The organism is Mesonia sp. K7 (assembly GCF_003233725.1).
Lineage (GTDB): Bacteria > Bacteroidota > Bacteroidia > Flavobacteriales > Flavobacteriaceae > Mesonia.
This window is the reverse complement of the sequence record NZ_QKQV01000008.1, coordinates 63,376-80,386: the sequence shown is the minus strand read 5'-3', so window position 1 is coordinate 80,386 and position 17,011 is coordinate 63,376. Positions and strand designations below refer to the sequence as shown.

General features: G+C 35.8%; 15 protein-coding genes. 4 read left to right on the top strand and 11 right to left on the bottom strand.

What is annotated here, in order from left to right; genetic code table 11:
* Genes DNG35_RS07430 through DNG35_RS07415 form a run of 4 tightly spaced genes read right to left on the bottom strand, consistent with a single transcriptional unit; the run spans nt 1 to nt 5,090 of the window.
* Nucleotides 1-1,827 (bottom strand): ABC transporter ATP-binding protein, encoded by a 1,827-nt coding sequence (locus tag DNG35_RS07430; RefSeq protein ID WP_111127441.1) that lies wholly within the window; start codon nt 1,825-1,827, stop codon nt 1-3.
* A 9-nt stretch (nt 1,828-1,836) separates the two neighbouring features.
* Entirely contained in the window at nt 1,837-3,552 is a 1,716-nt protein-coding gene (locus DNG35_RS07425; RefSeq protein ID WP_111127439.1) for a phospho-sugar mutase, read from the bottom strand.
* Between the two features lie 46 nt (nt 3,553-3,598).
* Nucleotides 3,599-4,552, bottom strand: a complete 954-nt coding sequence (locus tag DNG35_RS07420; RefSeq protein ID WP_111127438.1) for a glycosyltransferase family 2 protein — start codon at nt 4,550-4,552, stop codon at nt 3,599-3,601.
* Between the two features lie 10 nt (nt 4,553-4,562).
* Entirely contained in the window at nt 4,563-5,090 is a 528-nt protein-coding gene (locus DNG35_RS07415; RefSeq protein WP_111127437.1) for a DUF4199 domain-containing protein, read from the bottom strand.
* A 172-nt stretch (nt 5,091-5,262) separates the two neighbouring features.
* On the opposite strand from DNG35_RS07415, the gene DNG35_RS07410 reads away from it, so the two are divergent.
* Nucleotides 5,263-5,514 (top strand): type B 50S ribosomal protein L31, encoded by a 252-nt coding sequence (locus DNG35_RS07410; RefSeq protein ID WP_111127435.1) that lies wholly within the window; start codon nt 5,263-5,265, stop codon nt 5,512-5,514.
* Nucleotides 5,515-5,666: 152 nt separating this feature from the next.
* Here DNG35_RS07410 and DNG35_RS07405 read toward each other — a convergent pair whose 3' ends face one another.
* The 6 genes from DNG35_RS07405 to DNG35_RS07380 all read right to left on the bottom strand — a co-directional run bounded on the left by DNG35_RS07405 (nt 5,667) and on the right by DNG35_RS07380 (nt 12,864).
* On the bottom strand, nt 5,667-7,883 hold the full coding sequence (locus DNG35_RS07405) for an NADP-dependent isocitrate dehydrogenase (protein ID WP_111127434.1): 2,217 nt from the start codon (nt 7,881-7,883) through the stop codon (nt 5,667-5,669).
* A gap of 151 nt (nt 7,884-8,034) precedes the next feature.
* Entirely contained in the window at nt 8,035-8,388 is a 354-nt protein-coding gene (rplS, locus tag DNG35_RS07400; protein ID WP_111127432.1) for a 50S ribosomal protein L19, read from the bottom strand.
* Nucleotides 8,389-8,493: 105 nt separating this feature from the next.
* Nucleotides 8,494-9,171, bottom strand: coding sequence for a tRNA (guanosine(37)-N1)-methyltransferase TrmD (trmD, locus tag DNG35_RS07395; protein WP_111127486.1), 678 nt, complete (start codon nt 9,169-9,171; stop codon nt 8,494-8,496).
* Between the two features lie 7 nt (nt 9,172-9,178).
* The gene (locus DNG35_RS07390; RefSeq protein ID WP_111127431.1) at nt 9,179-9,769 is read right to left on the bottom strand and encodes a tRNA (guanine-N1)-methyltransferase; all 591 of its coding nucleotides are present in this window, start codon (nt 9,767-9,769) and stop codon (nt 9,179-9,181) included.
* Between the two features lie 135 nt (nt 9,770-9,904).
* A complete protein-coding gene (locus tag DNG35_RS07385) occupies nt 9,905-11,347 on the bottom strand; it encodes a glyceraldehyde-3-phosphate dehydrogenase (protein ID WP_111127430.1) in 1,443 nt (480 codons plus the stop codon).
* A 125-nt stretch (nt 11,348-11,472) separates the two neighbouring features.
* A complete protein-coding gene (locus DNG35_RS07380) occupies nt 11,473-12,864 on the bottom strand; it encodes a S1C family serine protease (RefSeq protein ID WP_111127428.1) in 1,392 nt (463 codons plus the stop codon).
* Between the two features lie 95 nt (nt 12,865-12,959).
* Between DNG35_RS07380 and dapF the strand changes: the two genes are divergently transcribed.
* The 3 genes from dapF to mltG are packed head-to-tail and all read left to right on the top strand — an operon-like array spanning nt 12,960 to nt 15,293.
* The gene (dapF, locus tag DNG35_RS07375) at nt 12,960-13,739 is read left to right on the top strand and encodes a diaminopimelate epimerase (RefSeq protein WP_111127427.1); all 780 of its coding nucleotides are present in this window, start codon (nt 12,960-12,962) and stop codon (nt 13,737-13,739) included.
* A complete protein-coding gene (locus DNG35_RS07370; RefSeq protein ID WP_111127425.1) occupies nt 13,733-14,260 on the top strand; it encodes a GNAT family N-acetyltransferase in 528 nt (175 codons plus the stop codon). Before dapF ends, DNG35_RS07370 begins: the two co-directional genes overlap by 7 nt.
* A complete protein-coding gene (gene mltG / locus DNG35_RS07365) occupies nt 14,250-15,293 on the top strand; it encodes an endolytic transglycosylase MltG (RefSeq protein ID WP_111127424.1) in 1,044 nt (347 codons plus the stop codon). Before DNG35_RS07370 ends, mltG begins: the two co-directional genes overlap by 11 nt.
* On the opposite strand, the gene DNG35_RS07360 is transcribed toward mltG, so the two are convergent.
* Complete coding sequence (locus DNG35_RS07360) at nt 15,283-16,941, bottom strand: ABC transporter substrate-binding protein (RefSeq protein WP_369908062.1); 1,659 nt, start codon at nt 16,939-16,941, stop codon at nt 15,283-15,285. The genes mltG and DNG35_RS07360 overlap by 11 nt on opposite strands.
* Nucleotides 16,942-17,011: the final 70 nt, after the last annotated feature.

Genomic DNA, 17,011 nt, shown 5'->3' with positions numbered 1-17,011 from the left:
TTATTGTATGGTTTGCATTTCTACTAAATTCTTGTAAATACCTTTTTTGTTTAAAAGTTCTTGGTGTTTGCCTTCTTCTACAATTTCACCTTTACGCATTACAATGATTTTATCGGCATTTTGTATAGTAGAAAGTCGATGTGCGATGACAATAGAAGTTCTGTTTTTCATCATATTTTCTAAAGCTTCTTGCACCAATTTTTCGCTTTCGGTATCTAAAGCAGAAGTCGCCTCGTCGAGAATCATAATCGGTGGATTTTTGAGAACGGCTCTCGCAATAGAAATACGTTGTTTTTGACCGCCACTTAACTTTCCGCCACCATCGCCAACATTGGTTCCGATGCCTTTTGGTAAATCTTTGACAAATTCCCAAGCATTGGCAACTTTTAAGGCATCAATTATTTCTTCGTCGGTAGCGTCTATTTTTCCTAAAGCAACATTATTGCGCACGGTATCATTAAACAAAATAGAGTCTTGGGTAACTAAGCCCATCAGGTTTCTCAATGAGCTTTTTTTGATGTTTTTGATATTTTCACCGTCTATTAAAATTTCACCTTCGTTAACGTCATAAAAGCGAATGGCTAAATTTGCCATTGTACTTTTTCCGCTACCAGATTGACCAACAAGCGCAACCGTTTGCCCTTTTTGTACCTCAAAACTTAGATTGTTCACGACATATTGATCTTCGTACTTAAAAGAGATATCTTTAAAGTTAATTTGATTATCAAAATCGGTTTTAATTATCGCATTAGGTTGGTCTTTGATGTTATTATCGGTTTCTAGAATATCGAGTACCCTTTCTGCGGCTGCATTACCTTTTTTAACACTATAAGAGGCTTTACTTATTGCTTTTGCAGGGGTTAAAATCTGGTATGCAAGACCCATAAAACCAATAAAGCTTGCTCCGGTTAAAGTGCCGTCTATCAATACCATTTTACCACCGTACCAAAGAATCACAGCAATCACAATGATGCCTAATAATTCACTTACGGGAGAAGCAAGATTCTGACGATGCATCAAACTATTGGCAAATCTAAAATGACGACTTGTTGAGTTTTCGAATTTGTTACCAAAAATCTTTTCGCTGTTAAAAGCTTTGATGATTTTTAATCCCGTTAATGTTTCCTCAAGGTTAGAAAGAATATGACCTTGTTCATTTTGTACGCGTGTTGATTTTCGCTTTAAGTTTTTACCAATAATAGAGATGATATAACCAGAAATCGGAATAAAAATAAATACAAATAAAGTGAGCTTTGGGCTAAAGACCAACATACCACCAATTGTAAAAATAATGGTTAAAGGTTCTTTTACGACCAATTCCAATACCGATAAAAAACTCGATTGCACTTCTTGGATATCTGATGTCATTCTGGAAATCACATCTCCTTTTTTCTTTTCAGAAAAATAGGAGAGTGGTAATTCTACAATTTTGTGATACAGTTTGTTGCGTAGATCTTTTAAAATACCATTTCTCAGATATGCGATATAGTATAAACCGAGATAACCACATAAGTTTTTCAATAAAAACAGTGAGATAATCATAATGACTAAAACGGTAAGCGTATAAACTGGACCTTGACTTTCGTTGAGGTAGGTTATATAGTAATTTGAGTAGGCTTCAAGAAAATCACCGATTTTCAAGAGTCCTTGATAGGCTGGTTTTTCGTATGTGGTTTCCGTTTCTTCAAACATTACCTTCAGCATCGGGACAAGCGAAATAAAAGAAAGTGTGCTAAAAAGCGCGTAGAAAACATTAAAGAAAATATTTAAAAAAGCGTACTTTTTATAAGGAAGTAAAAAAGGATATATTTTTTTGATATATTTCATTCTATGGGTTTATTTCTGAAAAAAAGTCAGATAGCTTTCGGCTTTTTGGTCTAATTCTTTTTGCCTTTCGGCGAAATTTTCTTTATTGCTTAAAGCAGAATTTACACTGATGTAAAACTTTATTTTAGGTTCGGTACCGCTAGGTCTAGCTGCGATTTCTGTTCTGTCTTCTAAGTGAAATTTCAAGACATTGGAAGTTGGAAAATCAAGTTTAGAACTAATATTATTTACAAAGTCGTGACTTTCTAGCGTCTGGTAATCTTCTTGCTTCACCACTTTTATTCCGTTTATTTCCTTTGGGGGATTTGCTCGTAAATCGCTCATCATCTGGCTGATTTCTTCTGCACCTTTCCTCCCTTTTTTAACAAGCGAAACCAACTTTTCTTGGTACAAACCATATTTCTGATATAATTCGATGAGGTATTCGTAAACCGAACTGTTTTGATACTTTAAGAAAGCAGCAATTTCACAGATAAGTAGGGTAGAAGTTACCGCATCTTTATCACGTACAAAATCGCCTACCATAAACCCAAAACTTTCTTCGCCGCCACCAATAAATTGCTGATTAGGGAAATCTTTTATCATTTTAGCAATCCACTTAAAACCAGTCAAGCCCAATTTACACTCTACATTATAACGGCCTGCAATGGCTTGCATCATCGGCGTAGAAACAATGGTGGAAGCAATAAATTCATTTCCCTCAAAACCAATGTTTTCTTGGTGATTCTTTAAGAGAAACTCAGTCATCACGACCATTGTCTGGTTGCCGTTTAAGATTTCCATATTTCCATCGAGATTTCTCACAGCAATTCCTAATCTATCGCTATCAGGATCTGTTCCAATGACGATATCGGCAGTAGTTTTTTCTGCCAACTCTAATGCCATTTTTAAGGCTTCAGGCTCTTCTGGGTTAGGTGATTTTACCGTTGGGAAATTTCCATTGGGTTCGCTTTGTTCAGGAACGATTTGTAATTGTGTGAAACCAGCTTTTTCTAAAACTTTTGGTACGAGCGTGATGGATGTTCCGTGAAGGGAAGTAAAAACGATTTTCAGGTCTTTTTTCGCTTCCGCGGAAGCAAAACCGCTACCATTTTTTACCGAAGCCTCTATAAAAGCTTTATCGATTTTTTCATCAATTAATTCGATTAAATCTGGGTTTGCATCGAAATGAATGTCGCTATATTCCAAATTTTCAATCACTTGGATGATTTCCTTGTCTTGCGGCGGAACCAACTGACCGCCATCTTGCCAATATACTTTGTAACCGTTGTACTCTGGTGGATTATGACTCGCCGTAAGCACAATCCCACATTGGCAATCGAGGTATTTTACGGCAAAAGAAAGCTCTGGAGTAGGTCTTAGATCAGAGAAAAGAAAGACTTTTATTCCGTTAGCCGAAAAAACATTGGCAACTACTTTTGCTAGTTCTTTACTATTGTGACGGCAATCGTAAGCAATCGCCACTTTTATGGGTTGATTAGAAAAATTTTTTTTGAGGTAATTTGATAAACCTTGTGTGTTTTTTCCTAAAGTATATTTATTGATGCGATTGGTGCCAACGCCCATAATCCCTCGCATTCCACCAGTTCCGAAAGAAAGGTTTTTGTAAAAACTTTCGTTGAGTTCTTCGGGGTTTTGGTCGATTAAAGCTTGAACTTCTTTTTGGGTTTGGGCATCAAAATGATGAGACAACCAATAGTTTGCTTTCTCTAAAATGTCGGTCATTGCTTTTTTATTGTCATGCAAAAGTAATGAAAATAGGTGATTTATATCACTTTATCCTCTTACTGATTTTATAGCGCTCCTGATTTTTATTGGTTCGTAAGATAATTTCTCCCAAAAATCCAGCGATAAAAAGTAAAGTACCCAGAATCATTACCGTAAGTGCAATAAAAAACCAAGGGTTTTGGGTAATGAGAATATCGGGTGTGTTATGATAGAGTTTAATGAGTTTGCTTATGCCAATCCATAAAGTGGCTACAAAACCAATAAAAAACATCAAGGCGCCGAGTGCTCCAAAAAAGTGCATCGGTCTTTTTCCAAATTTAGATAAAAACCAAAGTGTGATCAAGTCTAAAAAGCCGTGAATAAAGCGATTGGCTCCAAATTTGGTTTCACCGTATTTTCGAGGTTGGTGAATCACTACTTTTTCAACAATATTAGAAAATCCTGCATTTTTGGCTAAAAGCGGAATGTAACGATGCATTTCACCATTGACTTCTATGTTTTTCACCACTTCATTTTTATAAGCTTTCAAACCGCAATTGAAGTCATGTAACTGAATACCGGAAACTTTTCTTGCTGCAGCATTAAAAATTTTTGAAGGTAAATTTTTGGTGATTTTGTTATCGTAACGTACTTTTTTCCAACCCGAGACCAAATCGAAATTCTGTTGTTGAATGAGTTCGTATAATTCTGGTATTTCTTCCGGACTGTCTTGTAAATCGGCATCCATCGTGATAATTACTTCACCTTGCGCTTCTTTAAAACCCGCATGCAAAGCTTGTGATTTTCCGTAATTTTTATGAAATTTTATTGCTTTTACTCCGTCATTTTCCGCCTTGAGCTTTTGGATCTCTTGCCAAGAGTTGTCTGTGCTTCCGTCATCCACAAAGATGATTTCGTAAGAAAAGTGATGTTTTTGCATCACTTCTTTTATCCATCTGTGGAGTTCTGGTAAAGATTGTTCTTCGTTTAATAACGGAATGACAACGGAAATTTGCATAGGGGTTTGTTTATGCTAAAGCTGGATCTTTCTTCTTCATGATTAAACCAATAATCAAAGATAGAATAAAACCAAAGAACAAAGAGTATATTAAAGTAATGGTGCCGTAAAACCAGGGAGCGCGCATAAAACTCATCATGTTCATCGATTGTTCAATTTGTTCTTCAGGCATTCCAGCTTCAAGCATTCCAGCTCTTTGTTGCTCCATCGTCATTTCTATAAACTCTGGAAAGATATAACTGTAGTGAAAATAAGAGTAAATAGCTGTAATTACACCAGAAACAACAGCAACAGCTAAACCAGTTTTTAGTGCTTCAGATAAAGAAAGGTAGCCTCTATTTTGGTTTTTATATTCTTTGATAGCATAAGTAAAAACAGCAATGCTCACAATCAGGTTGATACCTCCAATAAGGTAATTCAGTTTATTTTCAGGAGAAAGATTTAGAACATAACTAACGATTAATACTAATATGCTATATAGAGCTAATCCAATTCCATACTTATAGGCAATCGGTTTAATAGAAGGCGAATTTTCCATGATATTTTGTGTATTTTTGGTTTATTAGAGTTAGTACACAAATATAGAAAAAGGTTACATCATTTTAGCTAAAATTAAATTTCAATATTTTTTGGTTTTAGTTGTTGTGTTTTAAATAAAAATACTTAAATTTGCACCTCTAAAAAATCATAAGATTTAAAGTTTAAAGAAGATGAAACAAGGTATACACCCAGAAAATTATAGATTAGTTGCTTTTAAAGACATGTCTAACGACGAGGTTTTTATTACTAAATCTACAGTAAATACAAAAGAAACGATTGAGGTTGAAGGTACTGAATATCCGTTGGTGAAATTAGAAATTTCAAGATCTTCACACCCTTTTTACACTGGTAAGACAAAACTTGTTGATACTGCTGGTCGTATCGATAAATTCAAAAACAAATACGCTAAGTTTAAGAAGTAATTCTAAATTTACGATAAGAGATAAAGCCTCATCGTATGATGAGGTTTTTTTATATTTTGATTTTTAAGTGAATAAAAAAGCCAAGTTAAACAACTTGGCTTTTTAGTTTTTACCTTCTTTCACATTCCGCTTCGGTGGATGTGAAAAATTGATTATCCTATAATCTCATTTAGATTTGCACTTGGTCGCATCGCTTCAGAAGTGAGTTTGTCGTCTGGCATATAATAACCATCGATATTTACTGGTTGTCCTTGACAGTTGATTAAATCACTCATGATCTCATTTTCTTTGGCTTGCATTTGCGCGGCCACTTTTTCAAAATGATTTTTCAAGTCTGTGTCTTGATTTTGTTTTGCCAACATTTCTGCCCAATACATTGCCAAGTAAAAATGACTTCCTCTATTATCGATTTCCATCACTCTGCGCGATGGCGAACGATCGTTCATTAAGAATTTATCGGTAGCATCATCTAAAGCTTCTGCAAGTACCAAAGCTTTTGGGTTGTTGTGGTTTTTGCCTAAATGTTCTAAGGAAGCGGCTAAAGCCAAAAACTCGCCTAAACTATCCCAACGTAAATGATTTTCTTCTACAAATTGGTCGACGTGTTTCGGGGCAGAACCTCCGGCACCGGTTTCAAACAATCCGCCGCCATTCATTAAAGGTACAATCGAAAGCATTTTGGCACTTGTTCCCAATTCTAAAATCGGGAACAAATCGGTTAAGTAATCACGTAAAACATTACCCGTAACCGAAATCGTGTTTTCACCTTTCTTTACTCTTTCTAAAGTGAATTTCGTCGCTTCTTTTACGCTTAGGATATGAATTTCTAATCCAGAAGTATCATAATCTTTTAAATAAGTATTTACTTTTTTGATGATTTCTGCATCGTGAGCTCTGTTTTTGTCTAACCAGAAAACGGCTGGCCAACCCGTGTCTTTTGCTCTCGAAATGGCAAGTTTTACCCAATCTTGAATCGGAGCGTCTTTTACTTGGCACATTCTCCAGATATCACCTTCTTCAACGCTGTGTTCGATAATGACTTCTCCGTTTTGTTTTACTTGAACTTTTCCGCTTGACGGAATTTCAAAAGTTTTGTCGTGCGAACCATATTCTTCTGCTTTTTGTGCCATCAAACCAACATTGGGAACTGTTCCCATCGTGGTTGGGTCGAAAGCGCCATTTTCTTTACAGAAAGCGATCGTTTCTTCGTACAAATCGGCATAACTGCTATCTGGAATAACCGCTTTGGTGTCTTGTTGTTTTCCGTCTTTATTCCACATTTGTCCGGATGTTCTAATCATCGCTGGCATAGAAGCATCGATAATCACATCGCTTGGCACGTGTAGATTGGTGATTCCCTTATCAGAATTGACCATTGCCAAATCGGGGCCGTTATTTAATGTATCTTGAATAGCTGTGTTGATCTCTTTTTTGGTCGCCTCATCTAAACTGTTGATGGCTTCCAGCACATCGCCAAAACCACTCGTTGTATCAGCTCCAGCTGCTTTGAGTTGTTTTCCGTATTTCGTGAAAACGTCCTTAAAGAAAACTTCTACGGCGTGACCAAAAATAATAGGGTCTGAAACCTTCATCATTGTAGCTTTCATGTGTAAAGAAAAAAGCACCCCTTTTTCATTCGCATCTTTTACTTGCTCTTCCAAGAATTTCAATAAAGCGCTTTTACTCATCACAGTTGCGTCGATAATTTCGCCTTTTTGTACCGCAACGCTTTCCTTTAAAACTTGGGTTTCGCCATTGTCTTTCACTAATTCGATAGAAACACTTCCTGCGTTTTCAATCGTTAATGATTTTTCGTTCGAACGAAAATCACCTGAGCTCATTGTTGCTACATGTGATTTTGAGTCTTTGCTCCATTCGCCCATACGGTGGGGATTGTTTTTAGCGTAATTTTTTACGGATTTTGGAGCTCTACGGTCAGAATTTCCCTCACGAAGAACAGGGTTTACGGCACTTCCTTTTACTTTGTCGTAAGTAGCTTTGATTTTTTTCTCTTCGTCGGTTTTTGGTTCGTCTGGGTAATTGGGTAAATCGTAACCTTTATATTGTAATTCTTTGATGGCTTCTTTTAACTGTGGAATAGAAGCACTGATATTAGGAAGTTTGATGATGTTGGCTTCCGGTTTTTTAGCTAATTCGCCAAGCTCTTTTAAAGCATCGCCAATTTGCTGTTCTGGTTTTAAATATTCAGGAAAAACGGCTAAAATTCTCCCAGCAAGTGAAATATCTTTGGTTTCGATATGGATATTTGCCGGAGCAGTAAACGATTTGATAATCGGTAAAAACGAATGCGTTGCTAAAGCAGGAGCTTCGTCTGTTTTGGTGTATATAATTTTAGCTTGGTTTGCCATGGATAAGGTGTTTTTAATTTATTTTTTTGACGTACAAATATACAGAATTTTACTGGTTGATAAAAGTTAGATTTGTGTGATTTGTAGGTTATGAAAAACAAAAAAGCCTTCTGGAATAGAAGGCTTTTCGAATGCTATTAAATCACTAAAATTATTTAGTTCTTTTTTCTTTAATTCTAGCTTTTTTACCGGTAAGTTCTCTAAAGTAGTAAATTCTAGCTCTACGAACTTTACCTCTTTTGTTGATTTCAATTTTTTGTAAAGCAGGTAAATTTACAGGGAAAATACGCTCTACACCAACCGTACCACTCATTTTTCTAATGGTAAAAGTTTGTGAAGACCCTGCTCCTTTCTTCTGGATCACAACACCTCTAAAAAACTGCGTACGTGTTTTCTGACCTTCTTTGATCTCGTAATAAACAGTAATTGTATCACCAGCGCTAAATTCTGGGAAGTCTTTTTTTGTAACGAATTCGTCTTGAACAAATTTAACTAACGATTCCATAATTGTAAAAATTAAAAAGTAAAACTAAGACAACGTTCACGATTTTCGCCAGAGGTTGAAATAGGTTGCAAAATTAATACTTTTTTTGTTTCCAGCAATAAAAAATTAATCTTTTAGAAGATCAGGTCTTCTTTTTTGAGTGCTTTCGTAGGCTTTTTGCTCACGCCACTCTTCAATTTTTGGGGTGTTGCCGCTGGTAAGTATTTCTGGAACTTTCCAGCCTTTATAATCTGCAGGTCTGGTATAAATGGGTGGTGCAAGTAAATTGTCTTGAAAAGAATCCGTCAAAGCGGAAGTTTCGTTGCCGAGAACACCAGGGATTAACCGAATAACAGCATCACACAAAACGGCAGCTCCTAATTCGCCACCCGACAAAACATAATCGCCAATAGAAATTTCTTTGGTGATGAAATGATCCCTCACGCGTTGATCAACACCTTTATAATGTCCGCAAAGAATAATGATGTTTTTATTTAGCGAAAGCTGGTTGGCAGTTGGTTGGTTGAGGGTTTTTCCATCGGGAGTCATATAAATCACTTCGTCGTAATCTCTTTCCGCTTTAAGTTGAGAAATACACTTATCGATAGGTTCTACCATCAGTACCATGCCAGAACCACCACCAAATTGGTAATCGTCTACTTGTTTGTAGCTACTGTTGGTATAATCCCGAAGATTGTGGATGTGTATTTCTACCAAGCCTTTATCGATTGCTCTTTTAAGGATAGAGGCTTCAAACGGGCTTCTGAGTAAATCGGGAACTACACTAATGATGTCAATTCGCATAAGCTGTTTAGCTTTTTGCATTTTTATTTCTTTCGTCTTGCAGCATTCGGCCTAACTTCTGTTGGTTTTCTAAAGAAGTTTTGCGGTATTCTTCGAATTCGGCTTCGGTTTCTTTAAGGTTTTTTTGCGCTTCTTTTGTCACTTCATTACTGCTTCTATATTTGTATAAGAAATAGCCAAAAAGCAAAGCAAAAATAAGAATGATAAACCAAAGTGTTCTGGTGTAAGTAACGGTGTTGAGTTCTAAACCAAAAAATTTATACGTTCGTTTTTCTTTTTCCGCAGAAGCTAAATTGGTTTTTAAGCTTTCGATACTTTGGTTGAGCGAAGCTATTTCCGTTTGTTGGTTTTGGATGCTATCGTGGGATTTAGCAATTTTTGTTTTTAGATCTTGTACACTATCTAAAATATTATCTTTTAGTTCAAGAATACTCTGACGAGAAATGACTTCGTAGCCTTTATAATTATTAGCATCTTCCATCAGTTGATGAAACTGATATTCTATACTCTGGTTTTGGGTGTTGAGCTCTATTTCTTCTTGAGCGTAGGTTATAAAAGTAGTTGTGATTAATAAAAAAAAGAATAGTACTTTTCTCATTTTTAGGGTTTTTTGTCTCTTGAAATTTATTTTGCAAAGATAACGGAATAACATGGCTAAAATTATAAAATTATGTTATAAAAAAACCTACCGAATTTCGGTAGGTTTATATTTCCGCTTTAAGCGAATACTATATTAATAGTAAGTATAACGTCTTACTTGGGCGATATATTTTGCTAAACGAATAACTTGGTGGCTGTAACCATACTCGTTATCGTACCAAACATAAAGCACAATGTTATTCCCGTCTTCGGTAACTATAGTTGCTTTGCTGTCATAAATAGAAGGTGCAGAACAACCAATAATATCTGAAGACACCAATTCGTTATCGATAGAATACTTAATTTGCTCTACCAAGTCTCCTTCTAAAGCATATTTCTTTAAAATACTATTGAGTTCGTCTAAACTTACCACTTTTTTAAGGTTTAAGTTTAAAATCGCTAACGAACCGTTTGGTACAGGAACACGAATGGCGTTTGACGTAAGTTTTCCAGCCAATGCAGGTAAAGCTTTTGCTACAGCACTTCCAGCTCCAGTTTCGGTAATAACCATGTTTAAAGCTGCTGCACGACCACGACGGTATTTTTTATGCATGTTATCTACCAAGTTTTGGTCGTTGGTGTAGGCATGAATGGTTTCTAAATGCCCGTTATTGATTCCTAAAGAATCTTCAATTGCTTTTAAAACTGGCGTAATTGCATTAGTGGTACAAGAAGCCGCTGAAAAAATAGAAACTTCTTCTGGGTTGTATTCTGTATGGTTCACACCGTGAACAATATTCGGAACTCCTTTTCCTGGAGCAGTTAATAAAACTTTGCTTGCTCCTTTAGAAGATAAATGTCTTTTTAAAGCTTCGTCGTCTCTAAAAGCTCCCGTGTTGTCAATAATCAAAGCATTATTGATTCCGTAAGTGGTATAATCGATATCTTCTGGTTGGTTTGCCGAGATGATATGTACGGTTGTGCCGTTGATGATTAAAGCTTTTTTCTCTTCATTGATACCAACAGTACCTGAAAAATCACCGTGAACAGAATCGCTCTTTAGTAAAGAAGCTCTTTTTTCTAAAACCGTTTTGTCAACCGTTCCTCTTACAACAATCGCTCTAAGTCTTAATTGGTTTCCTTTTCCGGCTTTTACCATCAATTCTCTAGCGAGCAATCTACCAATTCTACCAAAACCATATAAAACAACATCTTTTGGTTTGATTTCTTGGTAATCTTTAGAATCACTTAATTTATTGGTTACAAAAGCAGTTACATTATCAGAACCTTCTTTGTGGTATTCGTAAGTAAGTTTACCGATGTCTAATTTTGCAGGCGGCAAATCTAAAGCTTTGATAGCTTGTGCGATTTCTACCGAATCAAAAATAGAGATAGGCTTCTCTACAAATTCTCCAGCGTATTCGTGAAGGTTTAAAATTTCGCTTACGCTTTTGTCGATTAATTGATTTTTAAAAAGAACTAATTCGATAGATTTATCATACCATAGGTCGTTTGCGGTTTTGATAAATTCTACAGTTGCTTTCCTTCTATCTGCTTGAAAAGCAAGTTCTTTCTCGTAATTTTCATGTTGGTTCATGATGAAATATTGTGTTAGGATTTAAGGTGCTGCAAAAATAGTTATTTTAAATTATTTAAAGTGCAGAAAATAAAAAATCCTTCACTTTTTTGATGAAGGATTTTTTATTTTTCGTTTCTTGGGAATTAGGACCTAAACGTATAGGTGTCTTCATAACCTCTTCTGTTTTTAAAAGTAACTTGTAAGGCTTGATTTTTGTGTGTTTTGTTCAAAATTCTTTTGACATCATCTACACTATTTACTTTGATGTCGTCTATTTTGGTGATGATAAACTGGTCTTGCGGAATGTTGATATGCTCAGAAATAGGTTTAACAATTTTCACTCCGTAAGTAGCGTCAAAATAAGCTAAATAATCATCATCGGCATTGGTGACTTCTAAACCTGCTTTTTCAATAATAATGGTTTCATATTTAGAAAGGCGTACTTTGGTGATTTTCTCTTCATCATCTCTAATAAAATTTACTTGAACATCATCACCTGGTCTTTTAGTGTTGATATATGCGGTAAGGTCAGACATTTTTCTTACCCTAATACCATCTATTTTGATGATTAAATCACCTTTTCGTAGACCACTTCTTTCCGCGTTATCATTTACTGAGCTTACATAAACTCCTTGCGATACACTTAGATCATATTTTTTAGCGGCTTCTGGATTTAAGGTTCCCCCGGTAATTCCGATAATCGCTTGTTGGATGTCACCATATTCTAACAAGTCTTCCACAATTTTTCGAGCATTGTTGCTTGGTACAGCAAAACCATAACCAATGTAACTTCCTGTTTGTGATGTGATTGCTGTGTTTATTCCGATAAGTTCACCATTAGTGTTTACCAAAGCTCCACCACTATTTCCAGGGTTGATTGCCGCATCTGTCTGAATGTAAGAAGGCAAAGAAGTGTCACCTTCATTTAGGTCGCGACCTTTGGCACTTACAATTCCAGCGGTAACGGTAGAAGTTAAGTTCAACGGGTTGCCCACTGCCAAAACCCATTCGCCCAATTGTACTTGGTCGCTATTTCCGAAAGGTAAATAATTGAGATCGTTAGCGTCTATTTTTATCAAAGCGATATCGGCTTTTGGTGCCGTACCAATTACTTTTGCTTTATAAGTGATGTTGTTGTTTAAAGTTACCTGAATTTCACTTGCTCCTTGTATGACATGATTGTTAGTCACAATATAACCGTCTTGTGTGATAATTACTCCAGAGCCAGCACCACGAATGGCTTTACCTTGAATGCCATGCATATATTCTTGTATGGAACGTGGGCCAATACTTACATTTTTTACGTGAACTACAGCGTGAACTGTTTTATTGGCTGCTGTGGTAAAATCTGGATTGGCAAAGGCCGTACCGTAAGATACTTGTTGTGTTTTAAAATGGTTACTTTGTTGCGGTTGCTCGTCGGTTTCTTCGACGATATATTCAGGTTGGTTTTCTTCAATAAAGTATTTATAGATTCCGAGAGAAGTAAATCCGCCGAATAGGGCAACCAAAAATAAAACTGATATTTTTTTCATAGAAATAGCATTTATTTTTTAATTATTTTCCTCTTGATGTTATAACTCCTTTTTGTAGGAATAAATTGTATCTTTGCTCACTTATTCTACAAAAAATGAACCTTAAATTTTATAAATATCAAGGCACGGGCAACGATTTTGTGATGATCGATAACCGTGATTTGACTTTCAAAAATGATACCAAAATCATCAATTTTTTGTGTGACCGACGTTTTGGCATTGGTGCCGACGGTTTGATACTTTTAAATCCGCCAGAACGAGAAGAAGATGATTTTACCATGGTTTATTTTAACGCCGACGGTAAAGAAAGTTCGATGTGCGGAAATGGCGGAAGATGCATTGTAAGTTTTGCTAAATTTCTTGGGATTTTTGGCAAGGAAACTATTTTTACAGCAGTTGATGGCGTTCATGAGGCTAAAATTGATGGCGAAAGTGTCAGTCTGAAAATGCAGGATGTTACTGAAGTCCGTGACAATGCGATTGGTACTTTTGTTAATACAGGTTCGCCACACCATATAGCTTTTAAAAGCGATGTAGAAAGTTTAGATGTTAAAACTTTAGGCGCAAAAATTAGACATGACAAAATTTATCAGCCAGGCGGAACCAATGTAAACTTTGTAGAAATGGTAGGTGATAAAATTGTTATGCGAACTTTTGAACGTGGGGTAGAAGATGAAACTTTCTCTTGTGGAACAGGCGTTACTGCTGCCGCTTTGGCAGCTTATGAAAAAGGGAAAATCAATCGAAAAACTATTGAAGTGATTACTCAAGGTGGAAACTTGAGTGTTTCTTTTGAAAAAAATGATTCGGGCTACCAAAATATTTGGCTTACTGGTCCAGCAAAACAAGTATATCAAGGCGAAATCTCATGTTAACTTTAAAAGGAGAAAATATACAATTGCGAGCACTTGAGCCAGAAGACCTTCATTTTTTGCAAGAAGTAGAAAATAACGAAGATTTTTGGGCGATTAGTGAGACGCAAATTCCGTTTTCTACCTATATTTTAAAAAACTACCTCGAAAATGCCCAACAAGATATTTACCAAGCCAAACAATTGCGTTTGGTAATATGTTCTGGTGAAGAAAAGCTGGGTTTTATAGATGTGTTTGAGTTTGACCCGTCGCACAGAAAAGCAGGAATCGGTATTCTCATCGCTCAAGAAAATCAGCGGAAGCGAGGTTTTGCATCAGAATCAATCGAGCTTATCTGTAAATATTGTTTTAAACACTTAAAGTTGCATCAAGTTTATGCCAATGTCTTGGAAGATAATTTGGCAAGTATAAAATTGTTTGAAAAAGCGGGGTTTAATTGTTATTCTACCAAAAAAGATTGGGTTTTGGAAGACGGAAAATTTAAAAACGAATTATTATATCAGTTGATAAATCATGTATATTAAGAAGATTTTATTGGTCATTTCTTTATTGGGAATTGTTGGTTTGGGTATTTTCTCATACTACATCTACAATACTATTTTTGGGCCAAATACCAGTTTTGATGCCGAGACACAATCGGTTTATATCAAAACTGAAAGTACATACAACGACGTACTGAAAGAATTACAACCGCATATCAAAGATCTAAAGAATTTTGATATGATTGCTCAGAAAAAAGGCTACCACAATTATATCAAACCAGGTCATTATGTGCTTCAGAAAGGAATGAACAATAACGAAATCATCAATACCTTGCGAAGTGAAAATATTCCTGTAAAAGTAGTTTTCAACAACCAAGAACGTTTGGAAAATCTGGCAGGAAGAATTGCTACACAAATCGAAGCCGATAGTTTAAGCTTACTACAGGCGTTTAAAGACGGGGCTTTTTTAGCTGAAAATGGTTTTGAGCAAGAAACAGCTCTGGCGATGTATATCCCCAATCAATATGAGTTTTATTGGAATACTTCTGCAGAAGAGTTTCGCGAACGAATGCTAACTGAATATCAGCGCTTCTGGACAGAAAATAGAAAAGCAAAAGCTAAAAAGCACAATTTAACACCACAAGAAGTAAGTGTTGTGGCTTCGATTGTTCAAAAAGAAACAGCCAAAGTTGACGAACGTAAACGTGTGGCTGGAGTGTATATGAATCGCTATAAAAATGGTTGGAAACTCGATGCAGACCCAACAGTAATTTACGCTTTAAAGCGAAATCTAAACAACTTCGACACCATTATTAAAAGAGTGTTGTATAAAGATTTAACAATTAATTCGCCTTATAATACTTATTTGTATAAAGATTTGCCACCAGGTCCTATCGCGATGCCTGATATTTCTTCGATAAACGCGGTTTTAGATTACGAGAACCATAATTATTTCTATTTTGTTGCCAATCCCGAAAAACCTGGTTATCATATGTTTGCCAATACTTTAGCACAACATAATGTCAACAAACAGAAATATGTAGCTTGGATAAATAAAATGGGTATTAATCGTTAAGCATCTTCTTTTTTACATATCGTAAATCCAATAAATTAATTGGGTTAATGCCTAAATCTTGTACGTTTTTTTGTGTAAAACGTACCACTTTATCATAATACAAAGGAACAACAGCAGCTTGTGTAGTTATGATCGAATCCATTTGTTGGTAGAGTAGAAGTCGCTCGTTTACACCGGCAGTTTTGGTCGCTTTTTCGTAAAACTCATCAAACTTTTCTGATTTAAAATGCGTATAATTCGGTCCGTTTGGGGCAAAGTTCTTACTGTAAAAAAGTGACAAATAATTTTCGGCATCGGGGTAATCGGCAATCCAACTGGCGCGAAACATTTGCAGTTTTCCTGCAGAACGTTGTTGACGCAAAGTCGAAGGCGGCATCACATCTACATTTACAGTAATGCCAATTTTTAAAAGTTCACGTTGCATATATTCACACAAATCCAAATATGAAGCATTAGTACTAATGTTGATTTCCGGATTTTGAATGCCCGTTTCTTGCCTGTACTGATTTACGAGTTCTTCAGCTTTAGATGGGTTGTATGGGTAATATTCTTTCTCAGAAAAACCAGGCAAACCTTTAGGGATAAAACCGTGTGTTGCTTCGGTTCCCATTCCGTTTCTAAGGTAGGTGATCATTGCTTTTCGGTTAAAACCGTAATTGATGGCCTGGCGAAGTGCCAGCGAATTTACTTCATCAGTTGGATGCTCTAAATAAATACCAATATATTCGGTGTTTAAATACGGATGCTGAAACATATTTACTGAAGAGGAGTATTTTTCCCTCAGTTCGCCTTTGTTAGTCAATAATTCGTCTTTGTAAGAAGGGTCTAAACCGCTTATAAAATCTATTTTTCCTTGCGCAAATTGTAAAAATTCACTCTGTTTGTCGGGTAAAAAAGTTATAGCCACAGCCTCCAAATGCGGTAAAGAGTTTCCTAAACTATCTTTTTCAAAATAATTTTTGTTCTTACGAAAAACCAATTTTTCGTTTGCTTCCCAACGTTTAAAATAAAAAGGCCCAGTTCCGACAGGGTTTTCCCTAAAATCGTGATTTTCCATTTCTACTGGGATTACTGAACAATATTTCATCGAAAGCAAGCCTAAAAATGCAGGAAAGGGTTTTTCCAGCTCTATTTTTACGATGGTGTCGTTTACCGCAATAATATTCTTTACCGATTGTAACACCCAACTTCCGGGCGAAGCAATTTTAGGATCTAACAACCTATTGAGACTATAAACCACATCGCTGCTATTTACGTTTCGTGTTTTATTTGTGAAAATTTCACTTTCGTGAAATAACACATCGTTGCGCAAAATAAACTCGTAGGTTTTGGCATCTTCACTAATGGTCCAATTTTTAGCCAAATCTGGTTGAATGTTAAGTTGGTCGTCTAATCTTACTAAGCTATTATAGAGCTGATTACAAGGCCAAATGTTGCGTTGGTCTTTCGCGAAAGCGGGATCTAGTGAAGTGATGTTGGCGTGTTCGTTATAACGAAAAACTAAATGGTTTCGATTTTCTTCTAAAGAACTTTGACAACCAAAAATGAAGAAAAACATTCCTGAAAATGTAAATATCTTGATGAATATCAATTTACTACTGCGTGACAATTTTAAAAAAACATTTATAGGTTGTATATTTGCACCCATTTTTTAAGGAATCATAAACGTATAGCAATAATACTAAAAAGAAAGTAAATTTAGTTGTGCCAATAGAAAA

What these genes read in the sequence shown, in the direction of transcription:
- DNG35_RS07360 (WP_369908062.1), bottom strand. Translation starts at nt 16,941, where the DNA reads ATGGGTGCAAATATACAACCTATAAATGTTTTTTTAAAATTGTCACGC.
- DNG35_RS07420 (WP_111127438.1), bottom strand. Translation starts at nt 4,552, where the DNA reads ATGCAAATTTCCGTTGTCATTCCGTTATTAAACGAAGAACAATCTTTA.
- DNG35_RS07370 (WP_111127425.1), top strand. Translation starts at nt 13,733, where the DNA reads ATGTTAACTTTAAAAGGAGAAAATATACAATTGCGAGCACTTGAGCCA.
- dapF (WP_111127427.1), top strand. Translation starts at nt 12,960, where the DNA reads ATGAACCTTAAATTTTATAAATATCAAGGCACGGGCAACGATTTTGTG.
- DNG35_RS07430 (WP_111127441.1), bottom strand. Translation starts at nt 1,827, where the DNA reads ATGAAATATATCAAAAAAATATATCCTTTTTTACTTCCTTATAAAAAG.
- DNG35_RS07405 (WP_111127434.1), bottom strand. Translation starts at nt 7,883, where the DNA reads ATGGCAAACCAAGCTAAAATTATATACACCAAAACAGACGAAGCTCCT.
- DNG35_RS07385 (WP_111127430.1), bottom strand. Translation starts at nt 11,347, where the DNA reads ATGAACCAACATGAAAATTACGAGAAAGAACTTGCTTTTCAAGCAGAT.
- DNG35_RS07410 (WP_111127435.1), top strand. Translation starts at nt 5,263, where the DNA reads ATGAAACAAGGTATACACCCAGAAAATTATAGATTAGTTGCTTTTAAA.
- mltG (WP_111127424.1), top strand. Translation starts at nt 14,250, where the DNA reads ATGTATATTAAGAAGATTTTATTGGTCATTTCTTTATTGGGAATTGTT.
- DNG35_RS07415 (WP_111127437.1), bottom strand. Translation starts at nt 5,090, where the DNA reads ATGGAAAATTCGCCTTCTATTAAACCGATTGCCTATAAGTATGGAATT.
- DNG35_RS07390 (WP_111127431.1), bottom strand. Translation starts at nt 9,769, where the DNA reads ATGAGAAAAGTACTATTCTTTTTTTTATTAATCACAACTACTTTTATA.
- rplS (WP_111127432.1), bottom strand. Translation starts at nt 8,388, where the DNA reads ATGGAATCGTTAGTTAAATTTGTTCAAGACGAATTCGTTACAAAAAAA.
- trmD (WP_111127486.1), bottom strand. Translation starts at nt 9,171, where the DNA reads ATGCGAATTGACATCATTAGTGTAGTTCCCGATTTACTCAGAAGCCCG.
- DNG35_RS07425 (WP_111127439.1), bottom strand. Translation starts at nt 3,552, where the DNA reads ATGACCGACATTTTAGAGAAAGCAAACTATTGGTTGTCTCATCATTTT.
- DNG35_RS07380 (WP_111127428.1), bottom strand. Translation starts at nt 12,864, where the DNA reads ATGAAAAAAATATCAGTTTTATTTTTGGTTGCCCTATTCGGCGGATTT.